Origin of the sequence: Streptomyces glomeratus, assembly GCF_021462825.1 — a bacterium.
GTDB classification, from domain to species: domain Bacteria; phylum Actinomycetota; class Actinomycetes; order Streptomycetales; family Streptomycetaceae; genus Streptomyces; species Streptomyces glomeratus.
Genome location: NZ_JAKEEB010000019.1, coordinates 70,007 through 91,300, shown reverse-complemented (window position 1 = coordinate 91,300; position 21,294 = coordinate 70,007). Strand labels below are relative to the sequence as shown.

Below are 21,294 nucleotides of genomic sequence, written 5' to 3'. Positions count from 1 at the left end.
AGGCGACGCGCGGGCCTTCGCCCCGGCCGGATGCGGGCAGACGCGGCCGCCGCCAAGATCACAGGTGGGCGCACGCCCCCGGCCGGATATGAGCCTCGGCCCAGGCGGTCGCAGTCCCCGCCTCGGTCAGGCGCGCCCCCTCCGGGGCGAGGTGCAGGCGTCCGCCGGGCCCGGCCGGACTGGCTCAATGGGCCCGGGCCGGGGCGTCACGGGGCGGCGGTTTCCGGCCGGGTCAGTCGCGCAGCAGGTCCGGTACCCCTGCCGCGTCCGGTTCGTCCCGGCCCGCCGAGAGGACCGTCAGCTGCTGGGTCGCCCGGGTCAGGGCCACGTACAGCACCCGCAGGCCCGCGGGGCTCTCGTCGGCGATCTCCGCGGGTGAGACGACGACCGTCGCGTCGTACTCCAGGCCCTTGGCCTCCAGGCTGCCGAGCGCGACGACCCGCTCGCCCAGCCCCTCCAGCCAGCGGGCCGCCTCCTCGCGCCGGTTCATCGCGACGACCACGCCGACCGTGCCGTCGACGAGGCCGAGCAGGCGCGCCGCCTCCGCGCGGACGGTCTGTGCCAGGGAGTCGCGGACGACGGCGAAGCGCGGCTCGACGCCCGTGGAGCGGACTGCCGACGGGGCCTTCGAGCCCGGCATGGCCAGCGCGAGCACCTTCGAGGCCAGCTCGGCGATCTCCGCCGGGTTGCGGTAGTTGACCGTGAGCTCGAAGCGACGGCGGGGCCGGGTGCCCAGGGCCTCGTCCCGGGCCTCGGCCGCCTCGTCCGGGTCGGACCAGGACGACTGGGCCGGGTCGCCGACCACGGTCCAGGTGGCGTGCCGGCCGCGCCGCCCCACCATCCGCCACTGCATCGGCGTGAGGTCCTGCGCCTCGTCGACGATCACATGCGCGTACTCGGTCCGCTCCGCCGCGAGCCGCTCGGCGCGCTCGCGCTGCGACTCCTCGCGTACGGGCATCAGCTCCTCGAGCCCGGTCAGCTGGTCCAGCGGGTCGAACTCGCGCTTCTTCTTCGGGCGCGCCGGCAGCCCGAGGACGGCTCCCAGCTCGTCCAGCATCGCCACGTCGTGCACGGACAGCCCGTCCCGCTTCAGGGAGCGCGCGACCCTGCGCACCTCGCCGGGGTTGAGGATGCGCCGGGCCCACCGGCCCAGCCGCCGCTCGTCGGCCATCGCCTCCAGTACGGCAACCGGGGTCAGCTCGGGCCACCAGGCGTCCAGGAACGTGAGGAAGGAGTCCTCGGAGGAGACGTCCTCGTCGAAGGAGGAGCGAAGCTCGGCGGCCAGCTCGGGGTCGGCGTGCCGGGTCGCGGCGCCGGACTGTGCCCACAGGGCGTCCAGCAGCAGCTTGCGGGCGCGCGGCCGCAGCAGGTTCACCGGGGCGGTGCCGCCGAGCGCGGTGCGCCGGATGCGCTCCAGCTCCTCGGCCTCCAGTTCGAGGCGGCGGCCGAGGGCGACGACCCGCAGCCGGCTGGGCGCGCCGTTCAGTTCCAGGGCCCCGCGGGCGGCCTTCCGGAGCACCTTGAGCATGCGGTACGAGCCCTTGGCGCGGGCCACGGACGGGGAGTCGTACAGCGTGGCCTCGGCGCCGTCGACGAGCGAGCCGATGGCGCGGATGGCGACCTGGCCCTCCTCGCCGAGGGCGGGCAGCACCCCCTCGGTGTAGGCGACCAGCAGCGGGGTGGGCGAGACGATCAGGATGCCGCCCGCGTACCGGCGCCGGTCCTGGTAGAGCAGGTACGCGGCCCGGTGCAGCGCGACGGCCGTCTTGCCGGTGCCGGGGCCGCCCTCGACGTAGGTCACGGAGGCGGCGGGGGCGCGGATGACCAGGTCCTGCTCGGCCTGGATGGACGCCACGATGTCCCGCATGGTGTGGGTGCGGGCCTGGCCGAGGGCCGCCATCAGGGCGCCGTCGCCGATCACCGGCAGCTCACGGCCGTCGAGGCGCGCCTTCAGCTCGGGACGCATCAGGTCGTCCTCGACGCCGAGCACCCGGCGGCCCTTGGAGCGGATGACCCGGCGGCGGACGACCCGCCCGGGGTCGACCGGGGTGGAGCGGTAGAACGGGGCCGCGGCGGGCGCCCGCCAGTCGATGACCAGAGGCGCGTAGTCCTCGTCGAGCACGCCGATGCGGCCGATGTGCAGGGTCTCGGCGATGTCGGCGGTGTTGTCGGGGCGCACCGCACCCTCGGCGGGCTCGACGGCCGTGTACGCGCCGTCCGGTCCCTTCTTGCCGTCCTTGCCGAGCAGCAGGTCGATCCGGCCGAAGAGGAAGTCCTCGAACTCGTTGTTGAGCCGGTTGAGGTGGATGCCCGCCCGGAAGACCAGCGCGTCCCGCTCGGCCAGCGCCCCGGGCGTGCCGACCTGGCCGCGCTTGGCGGCGTCGTTCATCAGGAACTCCGCCTCGTGGATCTTCTCCTCGAGGCGCCGGTACACCCGGTCCAGGTGTTCCTGTTCGACGCTGATCTCCCGGTCGCGGAGCGAGTCGTGCGCGGACTTGCCGACCGGGCCGAGCGCCGTTTCCTGTTGAACCTGAGCGGCCACCGGGCCCCCTTCTGACGTGCTGGGCAGCCGTCCACCGTACGCGAAGGGGGCCCGAAGAGGCTACGGACCTGCTACGGACCCCTTGCGCACGTCGGCCCGCGGCGTCGTTCCCCGTACGCCGCGGGTGGTGCTCAGGCGGATGCGCGAACGCCTAGGCGTTCACCTCCACCAGCCGCTTTCCGTCGAAGGTCATGACCTCGAAGTGGTCGATCTGGTTCGGCGTGAAGGCGGCGCCACCGTGCACGTACAGCGGTTTCTTCGCCTCCTCGGTCTTGGCGTTCGTGATGCCGTAGCCCCACTCGGGGACGGACCAGGAGGTGACCGTCTCGCGCTCGCCGTTCTTGCCGACGGCGATCAGGGAGCACTTGAGCGGGCCCTTGACGTTCTTCAGCTGGAGAACGGCGTGGGTGCCCCAGTCCCTGGGCTCGACCGCGACCACGGCGTCGACCTTGGTTTTCGGGTCGGTCGCGGAGTGCTTGTCCTTCATGATCTGGAAGGCCTGCTGGGCGGGTCCCATGGCCATCGGGTCCTGAGCGGTGCCGCTGCCGCCGCCGCCGTTCACCGCCATCACGGTCAGCGGGCCGCCGATGATCAGCGCGGCCGCGGCCGCCACGAGGTAGAAGCCGCGGCGGCGCTTCAGGGCGCGCCGCTCGGACACCTCGTCGACCAGCCGCTCCACCAGCCGTGGACTGGGCTTCGCGGACAGGGACTCGCCGATGGCCGGGCTGCCCTGGCTGCCGGGCAGGTCCGCGAGCGCGGCCAGCATCGGCTCCATGCCCGCGAGGTCGTCCAGCTGCTGGGCGCACCATTCGCAGGTGGCGAGATGGGCCTCGAAGGCCGTCGCCTCGGCGTCGTCCAGTATGCCGAGGGCGTAGGCACCGACCGTTTCGTGGATGTCGCCCTGCCCCTGTGGGCCCTGGGGACCTCTTGCGGCCCCGGGGCCGCCAGTGCCGAACCCCCCGTACAGATTGCTCATGCCGTCACCCCCCGCTCCTCCAGTGCCAGCTTCATGGACCGCAGGGCGTAGAACACCCTGGAGCGCACCGTTCCGCTGGGGATGCCGAGCGTTTCGGCCGCCTCATTGACCGTACGCCCTTTGAAGTACGTTTCGACCAGGACCTCCCTGTGTGCCGGGGTCAGGTCGTCCAGCGCGTCCGACAGTGTCATCAGCCACAACGCCTTGTCGATCTCGTCCTCCGCGGGGATGACCTCCAGCGGCGACGGGTCGACCTCCTGCGGCCGGGCCTGCCGGCTGCGGTGGCCGTCGATGACGATGCGCCGGGCGACCGTCACCAGCCAGGGGCGTACCGAACCGGTCGCTCGATTGAGCTGGCCGGCGTTCTTCCAGGCACGGATGAGCGTCTCCTGCACGACGTCCTCGGCGCGCTGCCGGTCACCCGCGACCAGGCGCAGCACGTAGGCGAGCAGGGGTCCCGCGTGTTCCCGGTACAGGGCACGCATCAACTCCTCGTCCGGCTCGGTCGAAGAAGACGCCGAGGACGAGGTCATGCGATGTCGGGCCCTGGGCCTTCGTTCATCAGCCACGGCGGAATCCTTGCGCACGCCTACCTCCGGTGTCCGGGGGTTCCCCCAGTCGGTCGCTCACATCCGGGTACGCAGACAACGGCCGTTGTGTTCAATGCGACAGCGCAAATTTCTTGGACGAGGTGTGGCAACCCCCGCCCCTGGGCACTCATTTCTGCCTCAACGGGACATACGACCGCCACGCCGGAGAGACGCAGGTCACAGCGGGTCGGAGCTTCACTCCCCGGACGGCGCTTGATCGCCATGTGAAAATTTGGCCTGACTCTGATGGAGAAATCGTCGAGGTTCGCGGTTTCAACCATCACTTTCGGCCAACGTTGCGATGACTCGCCCGTTTTCCGCGACTTCTGCGGATCCCCCGCCTACGCCTGTGCGAGAGCGGCCCGGCGACGGTGACGGGCCACTCGCTCCCGGTTCCCGCAGATCTCACTGGAGCACCAGCGGCGGCGCCGGCCGCGGGAGGTGTCCAGGTAGACGATGGGGCAGTTGTCGCCCGCACACTGCCGCAGGCTCGCCCGGGCCCCGGGATCCGTCAGCAGCTCGATCGCCTCGCGGGCCACCGCCGCCAGCAGTTCCTCACATCGCGGCAGCGCGCGCAGCCTCCTTACCAGCACGCCGTCCTCCGCACGCACCGCGCACGGCACGGGCGGCGCCTGCCGCGCCACCGCGTTCACCTGTGCCAGCGCCCCGTCCGCGGGTCTCCCGTCCAGTTCCCCGCACACCAACGTCCCAAGGTGCAGGCGCAGTTCCCGGAAGGCCCGCAGCCATCCCGCGTCCACCTCCGCGAGGGGTGTGCCCGCGGGCACCAGCCCGGCACCGGCGATCCAGGCCCGCAACCGCTCCACCGAGTCGAGCCGTTCCTCGGGATGCGTCGTGGCCAGCAGGTCCAGGCAGATCCGACCGGAGTCGAACCGCAGCTCGTACGGGGCTGTGGCCGTGCCGGATGCCATGTGGCTTTCACCGCCTTGGAGTTGCCGCCGCGAGCGACGGCCGGTGAGGTCCGCCGAGGGCGTGTCCACACCGGGCGCCCGGGCTCCGTACCCGCTTCGTACCCTCGTTCGTACCCCCTACAGTGCCCTCCCGCACCCGCCCCGGGAAGGCCCCGTACGGCTCCGCAGGCGCGCGGCACGGGCAAGGCGCGGATCCGGCACCGGGTGCGCCGGTTCGGCTCAGGTACGGCCGAGCGGTTCGGCAGCTGACGCCGACGGCAGGCCGGCGCTCTGCAGCGCGGTGATGCGCTGGATCACGCAGATCGCGAGAACCGCCGCGGCCACGGACAGACCTTCCGCGACCACCGGAAGGACCAGGGAGTCGATGCGGCCGGTCCGGGACACCGCCGCGATCACACCGTGGGCGGCCCACGCCACCCACCAGGCGTTCACCAGGCGGTCGTCGGCGCTCTTCCCCTGCGCGGCGCCGCTCGCGCGCTGCAGCCCGAGGAGCAGCCCTCGCGGTACCCACAGGTTGACCACCGGAACGAGCCAGACCAGCGCCGCCCAGACGTCGGATCCGGCGGCGGCACCCGGGGTGATCAGGCGCGCATTCCGCCGGCAGCGACCGAACCACACCAGGAACAGCACGGCCGCCGCCGTCATCACGTACACCAGCACCATCGAGGCGAGTGCCGACGTGTGCGTCGAGGCCTCCGTGGGGTGCAGGCGGCGGGCCCTGAGGGCCACGGCCCGGTATGCGGAAGCGCCGGCCGCCGCCGCTATCGCGACCTGCGCGCATCGGGCGAGAAGCCAGGGTGCCCGGCCGGTGGGTCTGCCCTGGCCCGACGGATCGGTCATGGTCATGGTCATGGTCATGGTCATGGCGGGAGCCTACGGCCCGTGGGCGTGGGGGCGGAGATGGATCGGCGGGTGCTCACGCCTCGGCGTACTTGGAGTCCGCCGCGGGGTCGAGCGCGAGGCGGTAACCCCGCTTGACCACCGTCTGGATCAGCTTGGGTGACCCCAGGGCCGTGCGCAGCCGGGCCATCGCCGTCTCCACCGCGTGCTCGTCGCTGCCCGCGCCCGGCAAAGCCCTCAGCAGCTCGGCACGGGCGACCACCCAGCCGGGGCGCCTGGACAGCGCGCGCAGCAGGGACATCCCGGCGGGCGGTACGGGCCGCATCGCCCCGTCCACCATCACCGCGTGCCCGCGGATCTCCACTTGGTGGCCCGCCACGGGCAACGTACGCGCCCGGGCGGGCAGTTCCTGGCACAGCAGCTGCACGAGCGGGCCGAGCCGGAAGCGTTCGGGCTGGACCGTGTCGATGCCGCGGGCCTGGAACGGCAGCGCGGTGACGGGTCCGACGCAGGCGGGCAGTACGTCGTGGTGGAGTGCGGCGAGCAGTCCGGGCAGCATCCCCCGCTCCTCGGCGCGGGAGAGCACGGACGCGGCGGCGGGCGCGCTGGTGAAGGCGAGCGCCTCCAGGCCGCGCGTGACGGTCGCGTCCAGCAGCCGGTCGAGGGGCGTGAGGTCCTCCGGCGGCATCCACCGGTACACCGGCACCCCCATGACCTCGGCGCCCGCGGCGCGCAGCGCCTCCACGAAGCCGGGCAGCGGTTCGCCGTGCAGCTGGACGACGACCCGGCGGCCCTCGACGCCCTCCTCCAGGAGCCGGTCGAGCACCTCGGCCAGGGACTCGGAGGTGGGCGACCACTCCTCGGTCAGCCCGGCGGCCCGGACCGCCCCCTTCACCTTGGGCCCGCGCGCGAGCAGACGCACCCCGCGCAGCCGGCTGACCAGGTCCTCGCCGATCCCCCAGCCGTCCGCGGCCTCGATCCAGCCGCGGAAGCCGATCGCGGTGGTGGCGACCACCACGTCCGGCGCCTCCTCGATCAACTTCTTGGTGGCGGTGAGCAGTTCACCGTCGTCGGCGAGCGGCACGATGCGCAGGGCGGGCGCGTACAGCACAGTCGCGCCGCGGCGCTGGAGCAGGGTGCCCAGTTCCTCGGCCCGCCGCGCGGCCGTCACACCCACGGTGAACCCCGCCAGTGGGCCGTGTTCTGGTCGCTGCTGTTCGTCGTACATCGCTCTCGTCCCGCACTAGGGTCGGCATATCGGTCGTGCGCGCCATATCTGCGTGTCGGTCGAGCCTGCCAACGGCGCGTGACAGGCCCGGTTCCGCTTCATGTCGCCGGTGTTACGTCACACCTCCGCATAGCCGAGCCGGGGCTCCGCCTCCGAGGGAGCGGCCGTGGCCCGGGGCTGGCCGGCCGGCCGGCGAAGGTATACGGCCCAGGTGACCACGAGGGCCACACCGTAGAAGGCGAGGAAGGCGACGAAGGCGCCCGTGCCGGAGCCGTAGGCGAGGAACGACTGCCGGAAGGCGAGGTTGATACCGACGCCGCCGAGCGCGCCCACGGCGCCGATGAGCCCCATGGAGGCGCCGGACAGCCGCCGCCCGTACGCCGCGGCCTCCTCGCCCCCGAGGCCCCGGGCGACGGCCTTGGCCTGGAAGATCCCCGGGATCATCTTGTAGGTCGACCCGTTGCCGAGGCCGCTGAGCACGAACAGCACCACGAAGACGCTGACGAACAGCGGCAGCGACTTCCGCATGTCGGCCACGATCAGGACCGCGGCCGCGGCGGCCATGGCGACGAAGTTCCAGAGGGTGATCCGCGCGCCGCCGTACCGGTCGGCGAGCCGGCCGCCGACGGGACGGATGAGGGAGCCGAGGAGCGGGCCGATGAAGGTGAGATAGGCCGCCTGGAGCGGGGTCCGCCCGAACTCGTTCTGCAGCACCTGCCCGAAGGCGAAGCTGTAGCCGATGAAGGAGCCGAAGGTGCCGATGTAGAGCAGGGCCATGATCCAGGTGTGGGCTTCCCTGGCGGCGTCCTTCGCGGCGCCGGTGTCGTTCCGCACGGAGGAGATGTTGTCCATGAAGAGGGCGGCGAGGACGGCGGCGACGACGATGAGCGGGATGTAGATGCCGAGCAGCACGCGCGGTCCGCCGTTCGCCCCGATGATGGCGAGGGCCGCGAGCTGGATGACGGGTACGCCGATGTTGCCGCCGCCGGCGTTGAGCCCGAGGGCCCACCCCTTCTTCCGCAGCGGGAAGAAGGCGTTGATGTTGGTCATGGAGGAGGCGAAGTTGCCACCGCCGACACCGGCGAGCAGTCCGACCCACAGGAAGGTGGAGAAGGACGTGCCGGGCTTCATGACGGCGAAGGCGGCGACCGTCGGTACGAGCAGGAGGCAGGCGGCGATGATCGTCCAGTTCCGCCCGCCGAAGAGGGCGACGGCGAAGGTGTAGGGAACACGGACGGCCGCCCCGACGAGCGTCACCACGGATGTGAGCAGGAACTTGTCGGCGGGGCTGAGCCCGTACTCGGGGCCCATGAACAGGACCAGCACGGACCACAGGGTCCAGACCGAGAACCCGATGTGCTCGGACAGGACGGAGAAGACGAGGTTGCGCCGGGCGACCCGCTGCCCGGTCGTGCGCCAGAAGGTCTCGTCCTCCGGATCCCAGTGTTCGATCCAGCGGCCCCGCCTGCTCGGTGCCGGGGTTGTGCTCGGGGCTGTCATGGCGCCTCCACGGTTCTCCGGTGCCCAGGTGTCGTGAGTCCCGAAGGTAGGAAGGACGCGTTTCCGCGCTGTGCCCGCGGGTGACCTCGAGGGAACGTTGCTCTCACGCGGCGCCGGGGGACGCGGTGAGGGAGGACCGGGAGATGTCCGGTGAGGAGGGACGGAAGATCTCCGGTGAGGGAGGACGGGAGATGTCCGGTGAGCGAGGAGGGGAGATGTCCGGTGAGGGAGGACGGGAGATGTCCGGTGAAGGAGGACGGAAGATGTCCCCCAGGAGGCCGGGCGGTTCGGGCCGCGTCCGGTGAACGTCAGGAGTCTGCCGGGGGGTTGACGTCCTCGCGGGGCTCCTGACCGCCGGGCACCGGGGCGGTGGTGGACCGCGGGATGAGGTGTGTGGGCAGGACGACGTGCCGCTCACGGTCCGCGTCGGAGTCGTTCATGAGCTCCAGGGCCAGTTCACCCGCCGCACGGCCGATGTCCGAGGGCGACTGGGCCACCGTGGACAGATCGAACCACTCGGCCATCCGGTGGTCGTCGAAGCCCAGGACGGAGACCCGCCCGGGCACCTCCACCTGGGCCCTGCGCAGGGTCGTGATGAGGGCGATGGCCAGCTCGTCCTGCTCGGCGAAGACCGCCGTGGGCGGCTCCCGCAGACTCAGCAGCGCCCCGACCGCCTCCGCGACGCTGCGCTTGTCACCGAACTGCGCGGCGACCACGAGACCGTCGTCCGCGGGCAGACCCGCTTCCGTGAGCGCCTTCCGGTAGCCCAGGAGACGCTCGTGCGAGCTGAAGGAGAAGCCGCTGGTCGGCTCCGTCTTCACAAAGGCGATCCGGCGGTGTCCGAGGTTCAGCAGATGCCGGGTGCCGTGCAGGGACCCGGCGACGTCGTCGACGTAGACACTGGGGCGCCCCTCGACATGCTGGCTGACATAGATGACCGGCATCCCGAGGTCGTCCAGCCGCGCGGTCTCCTCTTCGGTGAGGTCGAAGGAGAACACCAGCAGGGCGTCGGCGTTCCGCCGGGCCGGAAGGTGCTCGAAGAAAGACGCCCGCTCGGACAGGTCGGGGGTCACATAGACCGTCAGCTCCAGGCCCGCCGCCCGCAGCAGCGGGCCCAGGCTGGACAGCGCCGAGCCCATGAACCACGAATTGAGCGTGGGCACCAGCACCGCCACCACTCCGGTCCTGCCGGTGACCAGGCTCGACGCCTGCCGCGAGACCGCGAAGTTCAGCTCGCGTGCGGCCTGTTCCACCCGGGCGCGGACCTCCGGCGAGACGGTGGTCAGGCCACGCAGGGTGCGGGAGACGGTGGAGGTGGACACCCCGGCCCGCTCGGCGACGTCAGCCATCGTGGAGTGTCGCTGGGCTGGTGGCATGAAGGGAAGGTAGCACGGATGACAGCGCTTGCACGAGGCGGCTGCTGACAACGCTGTCAGAACGGATTTCCCCCGACCGCCCGCGAAAGAAGCCAGTCCCGGCAAGGAGAGCCGCAGGTATTACCGGGAAGTAACGCATTGACTTCCCACAGGTGCACTCCTAGCGTGCAAGCGTTGTCCCGACCCGGTCGAAGCTGCTCTTACGAAGAGAACCTTCCCGGCTTTGACCTGCGGATTTCATCAGAATCACGCTGTGATAACGCAGTCTCACAACCCGAGTCCTTCCAGAGTCATCTCGTAGCGGCTCCCCCTACCGGGTGATCAGCCACGACCTCGGTTCCGCACGCCCAGGAGAGACAGTGAAGACCAGAACCACCAGAGCGCTCCGGTGCTCCGCAGTGCTCCTCGCCGCCCAAGTGGCCCTTGCCGCCTGCGGCTCGTCGGACGGCTCCGGCTCCGCCGGGCAGGCGGGGAGCCCGTCGTTCACGGGCCGTGGCCCCATCACGTACGTGGCCGGCAAGGACAGCACCGGCAGCGTCCAGGCGGCGATCGACCGCTGGAACGAGCGGCACCCGAAGGAGAAGGTCACCTTCGTGCAGCTGCCGACGGACGCCGACTCCCAGCGCCAGCAGATGATCCAGAACGCGGAGACGAAGTCCGACGCCTACACGGTGCTGTCCCTCGACGTCGTGTGGACGTCGGAGTTCGCCGCCCACCAGTGGGTCGACCGGCTGCCCGACAAGCAGTTCCCCCTGCGCAAGATGCTGACACCGGTGGTGGAGACGGCCAGGTACCGCGGCGGCCTGTACGCCGCCCCGTCCAGCTCGGACGGCGGACTGCTCTACTACCGCAGCGACCTGCTGAAGAAGGCCGGCATCGGCGGGCCCCCGGCCACCTGGTCGGAGATGAAGGCCGACTGCGCCAAGGTGAAGAAGCTGCCGGAGGCCAAGGACATGTCCTGCTACGCCGGGCAGTTCCAGAAGTACGAGGGCCTGACCGTGAACTTCTCCGAGGCCGTGAACTCCGCGGACGGCGTGGTCACCGACGCACGCGGCAACCCCGACGTCGACACGCCGGAAGCGAGGAAGGGACTCGACTTCCTCGTCGACTCCTTCAAGGACGGCACGATCCCCAAGGAGGCCATCACCTATCAGGAGGAGGACGGCCGCCAGGCGTTCCAGGCCGGCAAGCTGGTCTTCCTGCGCAACTGGCCGTACATGTACTCGCTGGCCCAGAAGAGCAAGGTGGCGGGCAAGTTCGCCGTCGCACCCCTGCCCGGCCTGACCGGACCCGGCTCCTCCAGCCTGGGCGGTCACAATCTGGCCCTGTCGTCCTTCGCCAAGAACAAGGCCACCGCCCTCGACTTCATCAAGTTCTTCACCGACGAGGACAGCGCGGCAAGGAACCTCAAGGACGCCTCCCTCGCCCCGCCGTACGCGAACCTGTACGACGACACCGCACTGACCAGGCAGTATCCGTATCTGCCCGTTCTCAAGCAGTCGATCCTTCGTGCCGTTCCCCGCCCCAGGGTGGTGCAGTACGGCGATGTGTCCTCGGTGATCGAGCGGCAGGCCTACGCGGCCCTGACCGGCGCCAAGAGCAGCGCCCAGGCGCTGAAGGACCTGCAAGGCGACCTGCAGAAGACCGCGACGCAGTGAGGAGCGGGAGCATGGTAGACACCGAGACCCCGCCGGGAACCGCCGCGGACGAGCCCCGCGGCGCCTTCGGCGGCCGGTCCCGTCGGCCCGCGGCGGCGGCGGTGCGCCGCCGCCGCGGGCCGGGCCGGCCGAGTGCGGGCTCGGGACGCATGGCGGCACTGCTGGTGTCCCCGACGCTTCTGGTGCTGACGGTGGTCGTGCTGTATCCGACGATCATGGCGCTGAGGGAGTCGCTGTACGGGGCCAAGGGACTGGACCCGAAGACCGGATTCATCCGCACCACCGAGCCGTTCGTCGGCCTGAGGAATTACGCCGACATCTTCGGCGAGGCCTCGGAGCGGTTCTGGAACGCCTTCTGGAACACCACGTTCTTCACCGTCGTCACGGTGGGCCTGGAGACCGTGATCGGCGTGGCCATGGCGCTGGTCATGCACAGGGCGTTCCGGGGCCGGGCCCTGGTGCGGGCGAGCATCCTCGTGCCGTGGGCGGTTCCCACGGCCATCTCCGCCCTGCTGTGGCGGTGGATCTTCCACAGCGACGGCATCGCCAACGCCCTGATCGGACACCAGGTCCTGTGGACGACCGAGGGCTTCCACGCCAAGGTGGCGGTGATCATCGCCGAGGTCTGGAAGACCGCGCCGTTCATCGGGCTGCTGGTCCTGGCCGGCCTCCAAGTGATCCCGAAGGAGGTGTACGAGGCGGCCCGGATCGACGGGGCCGGCCCACTGGGCCAGTTCTGGCGCATCACCCTGCCCCTGGTGAAGCCCGCGCTGCTGGTCGCGGTGCTGTTCCGCTGCCTCGACGCGCTGCGGATGTTCGATCTGCCCTACATCCTCGTCGGCGCGCAGAAGACCTCGGTGGAGACGCTGTCCATGCTCGCCCAGGACCAGGCGTCCAACGTGCGTTTCGGACCGGCCGCGGCCTACGCGGTGATCCTCTTCCTCTACGTCTTCCTCATCGCGCTCGGCTTCGTCCGGTTGCTGGGCGCCGATGTCACCGGCGACGGCGGCGCGGCGCGCGGCAACCGGAGCGGGCGCCGGCGCCGTGCGGTCGGGTACGGGGCGGAGGTGACGGCATGACCGCCTCGGCGAAATGGCGCGCCCGGCTGCTGTACGCGGGGGTCGCGGCGGTGGTGGCCTACTGCCTGGCCCCGTTCTACTGGATGGTGGTCTCCAGCCTGCGCCGCAGCTCCGACGTCTTCGACACCTCGCTGCTTCCCTCTGCGGTGTCGTTCGAGAACTACCGGGCGGTGTTCGAGCCCTCCCAGGGCTTCACCCGCGCGCTCGGCAACAGTCTGATCGTCGCCGGCGTCACCACCGCGCTCGCCCTGCTACTGGCCACGTTCACCGCCTACGCCATGGCCCGGCTGGAGTTCCGCTTCAAGCGGCTGGTGCTCACCCTGATCATCGCCACCTCGATGTTCCCGGTGGTGTCGATCGTGGTCCCGCTGCTCAAACTGTTCACGGACATCGGCTGGATCAACACCTACCAGGCCATGATCGTGCCCAGCATGTCCTTCGCGCTGCCGCTGGCGGTGTGGAACCTGACCACGTTCTTCCGGCAGATGCCCGACGAGCTGGAGCAGGCGGCCATGATCGACGGCTGCACCAGAGGACAGGCCTTCCGCAAGATCATCGTGCCGCTCGCGGCGCCGGGCATCTTCACCACGGCGATCATCACCTTCATCGCCGCCTGGAACGAGTTCCTCATCGCCCTGTCGATGACGAACAAGCAGGCGATGCAGACCGCCCCCGTCGCCATCTCCAAGTTCTCCGGCGCAACGCAGTTCGAGACCCCGTTCGGCAGCCAGATGGCGGCAGGGGTGCTCGTCACCGTCCCGCTGGTGGTGATGGTGCTCGTCTTCCAGCGCCGCATCGTCGCCGGGCTCACCGCAGGCGCCGCCAAGTAGACCCCGGGCGCCACACCGCCCCTTCATCCGTCCGAGGAGTGACGCAGCAGTATGTCCGGTACCGCCCCTTGGTGGCGCAGCGCCGTCATCTACCAGGTCTACATCCGCAGTTTCGCCGACGGGAACGGTGACGGCGTCGGTGACATCGCCGGCCTCCGGTCGCGTCTGCCCTATCTCAGGTCGCTCGGCGTCGACGCCCTCTGGATCAACCCGTGGTACAAGTCCCCGATGGCGGACCACGGTTACGACGTGGCCGACTTCCGCGAGATCGACCCGCTGTTCGGCACGGTGGCCGAGGCGGAGGAACTCATCGAGGAGGCCCATCGGTACGGGCTCCGGGTCATTCCCGACATCGTGCCCAACCACACCTCCGACCAGCATGCGTGGTTCCGTGCCGCGCTGGCCGCCGGGCCCGGAAGCCCCGAGCGGGAACGCTACGTCTTCCGCCCCGGCCGCGGACCCGACGGCGCCGAGCCGCCCAACGACTGGGTCTCCTGCTTCGGCGGCCCGGCCTGGACGCGGCTGCCCGACGGGGAGTGGTACCTGCATCTGTTCGCCCCCCAGCAGCCGGATCTCAACTGGGAACACCCGGACGTACGGGCCGAGTTCGAGTCGATCCTGCGCTTCTGGTTCAGCCGGGGAGTGGACGGGTTCCGCATCGACGTCGCCCACGGACTCGTCAAGGACCCCGAACTGCCCGACCTGCCGCCCCGCCGGGAACCGGCGGTGCTGGGACCGCTCGTCGCCCGGGACCACCCGGAGGAGCGGCCGCGGCGGCACGTCGAGCACCCCCACTGGGACCGCGACGAGGTGCACGAGATCTACCGCGCCTGGCGCAGGGTCGCCGACGAGTTCCCCGGCGACCGGTCGTTCGTCGCCGAGGCATGGGCGGACGCCCCCGAGCGGCTCGCGGCCTACGTCCGCCCCAACGGTCTGCACACCGCGTTCAACTTCGACTTCCTGATGTCGAGCTGGAACGCGAAGGACCTGCGTGCGGTCATCGACGACTCGCTCGCCATGCTCGGCGCGGTCGGCGCACCTGCCACCTGGGTGCTGTCCAACCACGACGTCATGCGCCACCCGAGCCGCTACGGCCGCAGGACGGTCAAACGGTGGACCGCGAACGAGCCCTATCGGCCCGAAGGCGATGCGGACCTCGAACTGGGCACCGTGCGCGCCCGTGCGGCCGCCCTGCTGATGCTCGCCCTGCCCGGCGGAGCGTACATCTACCAGGGTGAGGAGCTGGGCCTGCCGGAGGTCGAGGACCTGCCCGAGGACGTACTCCAGGATCCCGTCTGGGAGCGGTCCGGACACACCGACCGGGGCCGCGACGGCTGCCGTGTGCCCATCCCCTGGTCCGGAAGCGCCGCACCCTACGGCTTCAGCCCCGACGAGGCCTCAGCCGCACCGTGGCTGCCGCAGCCGTCCGCGTGGGCCGAGCTGAGCGTGGAGGCGCAGACCGGGGACGAGACGTCGATGCTGGAGCTGTACCGCACCGCCCTGCGACTGCGCCGGGAACACCCGGCGCTCGGTGACGGCACCCTCACCTGGCTGGACGCACCCGAGGGAGTCCTGGTCTTCCGCCGCGATCCCGGTTTCGTCTGCGTGGTCAACCTCTCGGACCAGGCGCACGCCCTGCCGGACCACACCTCGGTCCTGCTGGCCAGCGGCCCGGTCGAAGGCGGCGTGCTGCCCGCGGACCACGCGGCCTGGCTCGCGGTGTAGCGGGCCACGAAGTCGCCAGGGCCCGTTCCATGCCGACCCCGCTGACAACGGGCCCTGGTCCCGCCGGCACCCTCACCGCCGGCACCCTCACCGCCGGCCCATCACGTGCGCGTCCGCGTCCGGCATCCAGGCCTCTTCCGGCGGGCTCAGCCACCCCTGCTCCGCTCCGAGTTCGACGGCCGCCCGCCGAAGCGCGTGGATGCCGGGGTGCGCCAGGCCCTTCCGCCACACCAGCGACACCGGCGACAGCGGGACCGGGTCCACCAGCGGGCGTACGACCGTGTGTGGCAGGGCCGGGAAGTCCATCACGGCGAGGATCGGGTTGCCCGCCCTGGCCATGATCCGCTGGAACTCCTCCTCCCCCACGGCCAGCGGAACGGGCGGCGCGACCCGGATGTCACGGCCCTCGAACAGGCGGTGGGCGAGGTCCGTCCACTCCGGTGTGCGCGGGTTCCCGGCGCCGGCGTACACCGTCTCCCCCGCGAGCGCCTTCACCGGCACCGTCTCCAGCGGGGCAAGCGGGTGGTCCTCGGGCAGGACGACCGCCATCGGCTCGTAGCGGACGGGCTGCTGGTCCAGGCCGGTGCGCAGCGCCGGGGCTAGGCCCGCGAAGCGTCCGAACGACACGTCCAGCCGGCCCGCGAGCAGTTCGACGGCGGCATGCGTGAGGCCGCTCTCGAAGCGCGCCATCAGCTCCTGGTCCGGCGCGAGTTCCCGGGCCCTGTGCAGCACCCGGCGCCCCGTGACCAGGCCCGGGGAGTTCAGGTCCACCAGCAGCGGCCGGGCCTGCCCGAACGCTGTGAGCAACTCGTCCTGTGCCTGAAGCACCCGGCGCGCGTACGGCAGCAGCCGCTCGCCGTCGGGGGTCAACGTCACCTGCCGGGTCGTCCGGACGAACAGCTCGGCGCCGAGCTCCCGCTCCAGCCGGCGGATGTCACGGCTGAGCGCCTGCTGGGCCACGTACAGCCGGGTCGCGGCGCGGGTGAAGTGCAGTTCCTCGGCGACGGCGAGGAAGGCGCGGAGCAGGCGGGGGTCGACGGAGGCTGCGGGCATCCGCCGAACTTACAACCCAGGTGCGTCAATCACCACCGAGTAAGTGTTGGACCGCAGGTCAGAGCGCGGGCGACGGTTGCTCCATGCCGCAATCGACCTCCGGCACCGCCGTGTCCCGCAACCCCTACCGCCGCCTGTTCACCCGGCCCGGCACCCGCGCCTTCACGATCGGTAACCTCATCGCCCGCCTGCCCATGGGCATGTTCAGCGTGAGCGCGGTCATCATGATCGCCGGTTCCCGGGGTTCGTACGCCCTCGCCGGCGCCGTCACCGCCACCGGCCTCGTGACGACGGCCGTGGCCGCCCCCTGGATCGCCCGGCTCGTCGACCGCCACGGCCAGGCGCGGATCGCCGTGCCCGCCACGGTGTTCGCCCTGCTCGGCGGTCTGGCCCTGCTGCTGTGCGTGCGCTACGACGCCCCCGACTGGACCCTGTTCGCCGCCTACGCCACCACTGCCACGACACCCAACATCGGCGGACTGTCCCGCGCCCGCTGGGCCCACCTCTTCCGGGACGACCCGGACGCCCTGCACACCGCGAACTCCTTCGAGCAGGCCGCGGACGAACTGTGCTTCATGCTCGGCCCGGTGGTCGCCGCCCTTCTCTGCACCCGGCTCTTCCCGGAGGCCGGAACCCTGATCGGCGGGGTCTTTCTGCTCACGGGCATGCTGGTGTTCACGGCACAGCGCGCCACGGAACCGCCCCCGAGCCGGGGCGTCCCGGGCCGGGCCCCTTTCCGCAGCCCCGGCATGCCCCCGCTGATGCTCGGCCTGCTCGCCACGGGGGCGGTGTTCGGCTCGATGGAGGTGGTGACCATCGCGTTCGCGGACGCGCACGGCCACAAGGCGGTCGCCGGTCCGGTCCTCGCGCTCCAGGCCGCCGGGTCGTGCGCGGCCGGTCTGCTCTACGGCACCCTGCGCCCCGCGGGCCCTCCCGAGCGCCGTTACCTGTGGTGCCTGACGGTCATGGCCGCTCTCATGTCCCTGCCCCTGCTCGCGGCCCGCACCACCGGCTCCCTCGCCGCCCTCGCGCCCGCCCTGCTCCTCGCGGGCATGGCCACCGCGCCCACGATGGTCACCGCGATGACGCTGGTCCAGCGACACACGCCGAAGGGCCGCCTCAACGAGGGCATGACCCTCGCCGTGACGGCCCTGCTGGGCGGTGTGGCCTGCGGGTCCGCCACCGGCGGCTGGGCGGTGGAGCACCTGTCGCCGACGGCCGGTTTCACCGCACCCGCCGCCGCGGCGGGACTCGCGCTGCTGATCGCTGCGGGCGGGCGGTGGGCGGCGGGCATGACGCGCCCGCAGCAGAGGGAACGGCCCCGAGGGCGGGTGGAGCCGGGAACTCAGGCGCCGGGGGAGGCGTAGGCGGGGAACGCGGTCCAGGGGCCGCGCGAGGAGAAGGGGCCCGGAACAAGGGAGGCGGCGAGGAGTGCGTGTTCCCACCGGCCGACCGGCCTACCCGAGCCCCCAGGACCGCCCGAGCCGATACGCGGCGCACAGGTTCATGTCGAGGAAGTAGGCACCGGCCGCCCCGCACTGCCCGGTCCCGCTGCCGGGGTCGACGGGTTGTCCGTGCCCCATCCCGGTGAGGGAGTACGTCTCCACGACCGGGTCGCCCGCCGGATCCCGGAAGACCTGGTGCGGATACCCGGCGACGGTGTCGCTCGCATCCGCCGTCTGATCGGCGCCGTGCACGTCGGTCCACTGCCTCATCAGGTCGGTCATGTTGACGGGCTTGACGGTGTAGTCGGCCGTGCCCTGGAAGACGGTGAGCGTGGGCCATGGGCCGGTGTACCCGGGCCGGGCCGCCCGCACGCGGTCGCCCCACTGCTTCGGGGTCTGGTCGGCGCCGACGTACATGCAGACGTACGGCGATCCGGCCGCCTGCGCGCATCCGTAGGGCAGCCCGGCGACGACGCCGCCCCCGGCGAACTTCTCGGGGTACGCCGCCATCATGACGGCGGTCATGCCGCCGCCGGCCGACAGTCCGGTGACGTACACGCGCGCCTGGTCGCCCGAGACATCGGTGAGCTGGCGGTCGACCATCTGCGCAATGCTGGCGGCCTCGCCCTGGCCGCGCTCGATGTCACCGCTCTGGAACCAGTCGAAGCAATTGGAGATGTTGTTGGCGGACTGCTGCTGCGGCAGCACGACGGAGAAGCCCCAGCGGTCGGCTAGCTGGTTCCATCCGCTGCCGGTGCCGTACCCGGCGGCGTCCTGGGTGCACCCGTGCAGCGCGACGACTACGGGCCGCCCGGCGGGGAGCCCGGACGGGACGTACCGGAACATGCGCAGGGCCCCGGGGTTGGTGCCGAAACCGGTCACCTCCTGAGGGGAGGCGGCAGCGGCCCGGCCGGGAGTGAGGAAGGCGGCGAAAAGGGCGACGAGGAGTGTCGCGAGGACGGTGAGGCGGCTTCGGCCTGCGGCTCTGGTGTGTGTCATGCGGAGGCACGGTAGGAGTGGCCTCGTACCTCCGATATGGGCCGCCGCCCCACAATGAGCCCGGCGACCATGGGGCGGGATACGGCCTCTCCCGTCGACCGGCCCCGGCCTCCCCCGCGCATGGCACGCGGGGAACGACAAAGGCCCCGCCACCCGAAAGCAGCGAGGCCTTGCCCACATGGGGTAAGTGGAGATGGCGGGAATCGAACCCGCGTCCAACGGTGCGGAACCAGGGCTTCTCCGTGTGCAGTCCGCTTCGCTTTTCTCGGCCCCGGAGATCACGCGGACAAGTCTCCGACGGGCTCAGTCACTGTTTGGTTTCCCTCTTCACCCCGTGACCGGGATCAAGGTTTAGTTCCCTAGCTGATGCCAGGATCCGGGTCGGGAACGGCCCCGGGCTGACACTTCGCGAGTCGCTACTTAGGCAGCGAGGGCGAAGGAATCGCGCTTGGTGTTGGCGATTATTTTTTTCGGCCTGTGGTTTACGAGATCATGGCCGCTTCCTCGACACGCTTCCCCTGCTTCGACAGCCGCTGTCGAAACCGATCATCCCCATGTTGATTTTTCAATGCTCACACCGGCACGCGGTGCAGGCGACATCGTACGTGACCAACGCACCTCGATGCCAGCGCATTCCCGGCGGTCACCCCGCCGTGGTACCTCGTTCAACAGTGCCGTGCGCCGGATCATTCCCCCGTCCGGGCCGCTCGGACCCGCCGTCCGGACCGCTCAGGCCCGCTGCCGGCGCCGTGCCGCCGCCACCGCCCGGTCCGCCTCGCGGCGGTCCTGCTTCTCGCGGAGCGTCTGCCGCTTGTCGTACTCCTTCTTACCCCTCGCCAGCGCGATCTCGACCTTGGCGCGGCCGTCCTTGAAGTACAGGGCAAGGGGCACGATCGTGTGACCCGTCTCCTGGGACTTGGACTCCAGCTTGTCGATCTCGGTGCGATGCAGCAGCAGCTTCCGCTTGCGGCGTGCGCTGTGGTTCGTCCAGGTGCCCTGGCTGTACTCCGGCACGTGCACGTTGTGCAGCCACGCCTCGTGCGCGTCCAGCTGCACAAAGCCGTCGACCAGCGAGGCCCGCCCCTGGCGCAGCGACTTGACCTCGGTCCCGGTGAGCACGAGACCGGCCTCGTACGTATCCAGGATGTGGTAGTCGTGCCGCGCCTTCTTGTTCTGCGCGATCAGCTTGCGCCCTTTTTCCTTTGCCATAGTGCCGACCATTTTCGCACTACAGGGGGGTGCCGGGGGAAGCCGATTACGCGGAGTCCCGCGCGTCGATGACGAAGAGTGGCGGACACCGCTACGGAGCGTCGCCCAGGCCGCTGAGCACTGTCTCGGCCCGCTCGAGCACCTCGTCCCCGGCCTCCAGGTCGGGGGTGATGCCACGGCCGTCGACCTTGTGCCCCGAGGGGGTGCGGTAGTGCCCGACGGTCAGCTCCGCCACGGAGCCGTCGGGCAGCCGGCTCGGCATCTGGATGGAGCCCTTGCCGAAGGTGCGGGTGCCGACGACGACCGCACGGCCGCGGTCCTGGAGGGCACCGGTGAGCAGCTCGGCCGCGCTCATCGTGCCGCCGTCGACGAGCGCGACCAGGGGTCTGGTGGTGTCGCCGCCCGGTTCCGCGTGCAGGGCGCGCTGGTCGCCGTTGACGTCGTACGTCGCCACGAGCCCGCCGTCGAGGAAGGCGGAGGCGGCGGTGACGGCCTCGGTGACCAGGCCGCCGGAGTTGCCTCGCAGGTCGAGCACGATCCCGGCGCCTTCGGGGGCGTGGTCGACGGCGTTCCGTACGAGGTCGCCGGAGCCCTTGGTGAATGCGGCGATCTTGATCAGGGTGGCGCCGCCGGCCAGCCGGCGCACGGTCACCGAGTCCGTGGAGAGCCGGGCCCTGCGCAGTACCTCGCTCCAGGTGTGCGTCCCGCGCTCCAGGCCGAGCCTGACCCGGGTGCCGGCGGACGCGCCGTCGGTGTCGCCGCGGAGTAAGGAGACGACCTCCGTGACGGGCCTGCCGTCGACGTCCTCGCCGTCGACGCTGCGCAGCCGGTCGCCGCCGCGGATCCCGGCGACGGCCGCGGGCGAGCCGGGCTGCACATGGGTCACCTCGATCCGGCCGTCGCGCTCGCGCCGGGCCGACAGACCGACGCCGGTGTACTGGCCGTCGAGGGCCTCCTGGAACTCCTGGTACTCGCCCTGCGAGTAGACGGCGCTCCAGCGGTCGCCGCTGCGGCTGACGGCGCGCTCGGCGGCTTCCATGGGTGACTTGCCGTCGGCCATCGCCCGCGCGGCCGCCTCGGTGACGGCGTCGCCGTGCCCCGCCGGGGCCGCGGGCTCGGCGGAGGGGGTCCTGGCGGCGGTCTCGCCGAAGGAGCCCGTCGCGGCGCCGGCGACGAGGACACTCGCGAAGACCAACGTCAGAGCCGCCCCGTGGCGAACGCGGCGGGGCTGACAGAACAGGTCACGGCCGGACATGCGGGTGAGTCTAGGACAACGCAAAGGGCCGTACGGACGGTTGCTCGTACGGCCCCGTTG

17 protein-coding genes and 1 other RNA gene are annotated in these 21,294 nt (G+C 71.2%); 5 read left to right on the top strand and 13 right to left on the bottom strand.

The window, feature by feature from the left end; translation table 11 throughout:
- Positions 1–232 precede the first annotated feature (232 nt).
- The 8 genes from LZ604_RS22010 to LZ604_RS21975 all read right to left on the bottom strand — a co-directional run bounded on the left by LZ604_RS22010 (position 233) and on the right by LZ604_RS21975 (position 9,981).
- Positions 233–2,542, bottom strand: a complete 2,310-nt coding sequence (locus LZ604_RS22010; RefSeq protein WP_234517144.1) for a HelD family protein — start codon at positions 2,540–2,542, stop codon at positions 233–235.
- A 151-nt stretch (positions 2,543–2,693) separates the two neighbouring features.
- The gene (locus tag LZ604_RS22005) at positions 2,694–3,518 is read right to left on the bottom strand and encodes an anti-sigma factor family protein (protein ID WP_234517143.1); all 825 of its coding nucleotides are present in this window, start codon (positions 3,516–3,518) and stop codon (positions 2,694–2,696) included.
- A complete protein-coding gene (locus LZ604_RS22000; protein ID WP_234517176.1) occupies positions 3,515–4,051 on the bottom strand; it encodes a sigma-70 family RNA polymerase sigma factor in 537 nt (178 codons plus the stop codon). Before LZ604_RS22000 ends, LZ604_RS22005 begins: the two co-directional genes overlap by 4 nt.
- Positions 4,052–4,449: 398 nt before the next feature.
- Positions 4,450–5,037 carry a CGNR zinc finger domain-containing protein gene (locus LZ604_RS21995; RefSeq protein WP_234517142.1) on the bottom strand — a complete coding sequence of 196 codons (588 nt, stop codon included), beginning with the start codon at positions 5,035–5,037 and terminating at the stop codon, positions 4,450–4,452.
- Between the two features lie 219 nt (positions 5,038–5,256).
- On the bottom strand, positions 5,257–5,901 hold the full coding sequence (locus LZ604_RS21990) for a DUF4328 domain-containing protein (protein WP_234517141.1): 645 nt from the start codon (positions 5,899–5,901) through the stop codon (positions 5,257–5,259).
- A gap of 52 nt (positions 5,902–5,953) precedes the next feature.
- Positions 5,954–7,105, bottom strand: a complete 1,152-nt coding sequence (locus LZ604_RS21985) for a uroporphyrinogen-III synthase (RefSeq protein ID WP_234517140.1) — start codon at positions 7,103–7,105, stop codon at positions 5,954–5,956.
- 117 nt (positions 7,106–7,222) lie between these two features.
- Positions 7,223–8,605 carry a nitrate/nitrite transporter gene (locus LZ604_RS21980; RefSeq protein WP_234517139.1) on the bottom strand — a complete coding sequence of 461 codons (1,383 nt, stop codon included), beginning with the start codon at positions 8,603–8,605 and terminating at the stop codon, positions 7,223–7,225.
- A 308-nt stretch (positions 8,606–8,913) separates the two neighbouring features.
- On the bottom strand, positions 8,914–9,981 hold the full coding sequence (locus LZ604_RS21975) for a LacI family DNA-binding transcriptional regulator (RefSeq protein WP_308283618.1): 1,068 nt from the start codon (positions 9,979–9,981) through the stop codon (positions 8,914–8,916).
- A 359-nt stretch (positions 9,982–10,340) separates the two neighbouring features.
- On the opposite strand from LZ604_RS21975, the gene LZ604_RS21970 reads away from it, so the two are divergent.
- From LZ604_RS21970 to LZ604_RS21955, 4 genes are read left to right on the top strand one after another with little or no spacing between them, the layout of a single operon-like run.
- On the top strand, positions 10,341–11,639 hold the full coding sequence (locus tag LZ604_RS21970; RefSeq protein ID WP_234517138.1) for an ABC transporter substrate-binding protein: 1,299 nt from the start codon (positions 10,341–10,343) through the stop codon (positions 11,637–11,639).
- An 11-nt stretch (positions 11,640–11,650) separates the two neighbouring features.
- Positions 11,651–12,718 carry a carbohydrate ABC transporter permease gene (locus LZ604_RS21965; protein WP_308283617.1) on the top strand — a complete coding sequence of 356 codons (1,068 nt, stop codon included), beginning with the start codon at positions 11,651–11,653 and terminating at the stop codon, positions 12,716–12,718.
- Entirely contained in the window at positions 12,715–13,548 is an 834-nt protein-coding gene (locus LZ604_RS21960) for a carbohydrate ABC transporter permease (RefSeq protein WP_234517137.1), read from the top strand. Before LZ604_RS21965 ends, LZ604_RS21960 begins: the two co-directional genes overlap by 4 nt.
- Before the next feature lie 51 nt (positions 13,549–13,599).
- Positions 13,600–15,273, top strand: coding sequence for a glycoside hydrolase family 13 protein (locus tag LZ604_RS21955; RefSeq protein ID WP_234517136.1), 1,674 nt, complete (start codon positions 13,600–13,602; stop codon positions 15,271–15,273).
- Positions 15,274–15,360: 87 nt separating this feature from the next.
- On the opposite strand, the gene LZ604_RS21950 is transcribed toward LZ604_RS21955, so the two are convergent.
- Positions 15,361–16,326, bottom strand: coding sequence for a LysR family transcriptional regulator (locus LZ604_RS21950; RefSeq protein ID WP_234517135.1), 966 nt, complete (start codon positions 16,324–16,326; stop codon positions 15,361–15,363).
- 83 nt (positions 16,327–16,409) lie between these two features.
- On the opposite strand from LZ604_RS21950, the gene LZ604_RS21945 reads away from it, so the two are divergent.
- Entirely contained in the window at positions 16,410–17,693 is a 1,284-nt protein-coding gene (locus tag LZ604_RS21945) for an MFS transporter (protein WP_234517134.1), read from the top strand.
- 90 nt (positions 17,694–17,783) lie between these two features.
- Here the strand turns inward: LZ604_RS21945 and LZ604_RS21940 are convergent, their stop codons facing one another.
- The 4 genes from LZ604_RS21940 to LZ604_RS21925 form a co-directional block, all read right to left on the bottom strand.
- On the bottom strand, positions 17,784–18,770 hold the full coding sequence (locus tag LZ604_RS21940; RefSeq protein ID WP_234517133.1) for an extracellular catalytic domain type 1 short-chain-length polyhydroxyalkanoate depolymerase: 987 nt from the start codon (positions 18,768–18,770) through the stop codon (positions 17,784–17,786).
- Positions 18,771–18,955: 185 nt separating this feature from the next.
- Positions 18,956–19,324, bottom strand: a transfer-messenger RNA (tmRNA) gene (gene ssrA, locus LZ604_RS21935).
- Positions 19,325–19,499: 175 nt separating this feature from the next.
- On the bottom strand, positions 19,500–19,979 hold the full coding sequence (gene smpB / locus LZ604_RS21930) for an SsrA-binding protein SmpB (RefSeq protein WP_234517132.1): 480 nt from the start codon (positions 19,977–19,979) through the stop codon (positions 19,500–19,502).
- 91 nt (positions 19,980–20,070) lie between these two features.
- A complete protein-coding gene (locus LZ604_RS21925; protein WP_234517131.1) occupies positions 20,071–21,234 on the bottom strand; it encodes a S41 family peptidase in 1,164 nt (387 codons plus the stop codon).
- Positions 21,235–21,294 lie beyond the last annotated feature (60 nt).

Bases quoted from the DNA above. Each gene is read 5' to 3' on its own strand.
- LZ604_RS21995 (WP_234517142.1), bottom strand. From the start codon at position 5,037: ATGGCATCCGGCACGGCCACAGCCCCGTACGAGCTGCGGTTCGACTCC.
- LZ604_RS21960 (WP_234517137.1), top strand. From the start codon at position 12,715: ATGACCGCCTCGGCGAAATGGCGCGCCCGGCTGCTGTACGCGGGGGTC.
- LZ604_RS21990 (WP_234517141.1), bottom strand. From the start codon at position 5,901: ATGACCATGACCATGACCATGACCATGACCGATCCGTCGGGCCAGGGC.
- smpB (WP_234517132.1), bottom strand. From the start codon at position 19,979: ATGGCAAAGGAAAAAGGGCGCAAGCTGATCGCGCAGAACAAGAAGGCG.
- LZ604_RS22005 (WP_234517143.1), bottom strand. From the start codon at position 3,518: ATGAGCAATCTGTACGGGGGGTTCGGCACTGGCGGCCCCGGGGCCGCA.
- LZ604_RS21945 (WP_234517134.1), top strand. From the start codon at position 16,410: ATGCCGCAATCGACCTCCGGCACCGCCGTGTCCCGCAACCCCTACCGC.
- LZ604_RS21965 (WP_308283617.1), top strand. From the start codon at position 11,651: ATGGTAGACACCGAGACCCCGCCGGGAACCGCCGCGGACGAGCCCCGC.
- LZ604_RS22000 (WP_234517176.1), bottom strand. From the start codon at position 4,051: ATGACCTCGTCCTCGGCGTCTTCTTCGACCGAGCCGGACGAGGAGTTG.
- LZ604_RS21985 (WP_234517140.1), bottom strand. From the start codon at position 7,105: ATGTACGACGAACAGCAGCGACCAGAACACGGCCCACTGGCGGGGTTC.
- LZ604_RS21950 (WP_234517135.1), bottom strand. From the start codon at position 16,326: ATGCCCGCAGCCTCCGTCGACCCCCGCCTGCTCCGCGCCTTCCTCGCC.
- LZ604_RS21955 (WP_234517136.1), top strand. From the start codon at position 13,600: ATGTCCGGTACCGCCCCTTGGTGGCGCAGCGCCGTCATCTACCAGGTC.
- LZ604_RS21940 (WP_234517133.1), bottom strand. From the start codon at position 18,770: ATGACACACACCAGAGCCGCAGGCCGAAGCCGCCTCACCGTCCTCGCG.
- LZ604_RS21975 (WP_308283618.1), bottom strand. From the start codon at position 9,981: ATGCCACCAGCCCAGCGACACTCCACGATGGCTGACGTCGCCGAGCGG.
- LZ604_RS21980 (WP_234517139.1), bottom strand. From the start codon at position 8,605: ATGACAGCCCCGAGCACAACCCCGGCACCGAGCAGGCGGGGCCGCTGG.
- LZ604_RS21925 (WP_234517131.1), bottom strand. From the start codon at position 21,234: ATGTCCGGCCGTGACCTGTTCTGTCAGCCCCGCCGCGTTCGCCACGGG.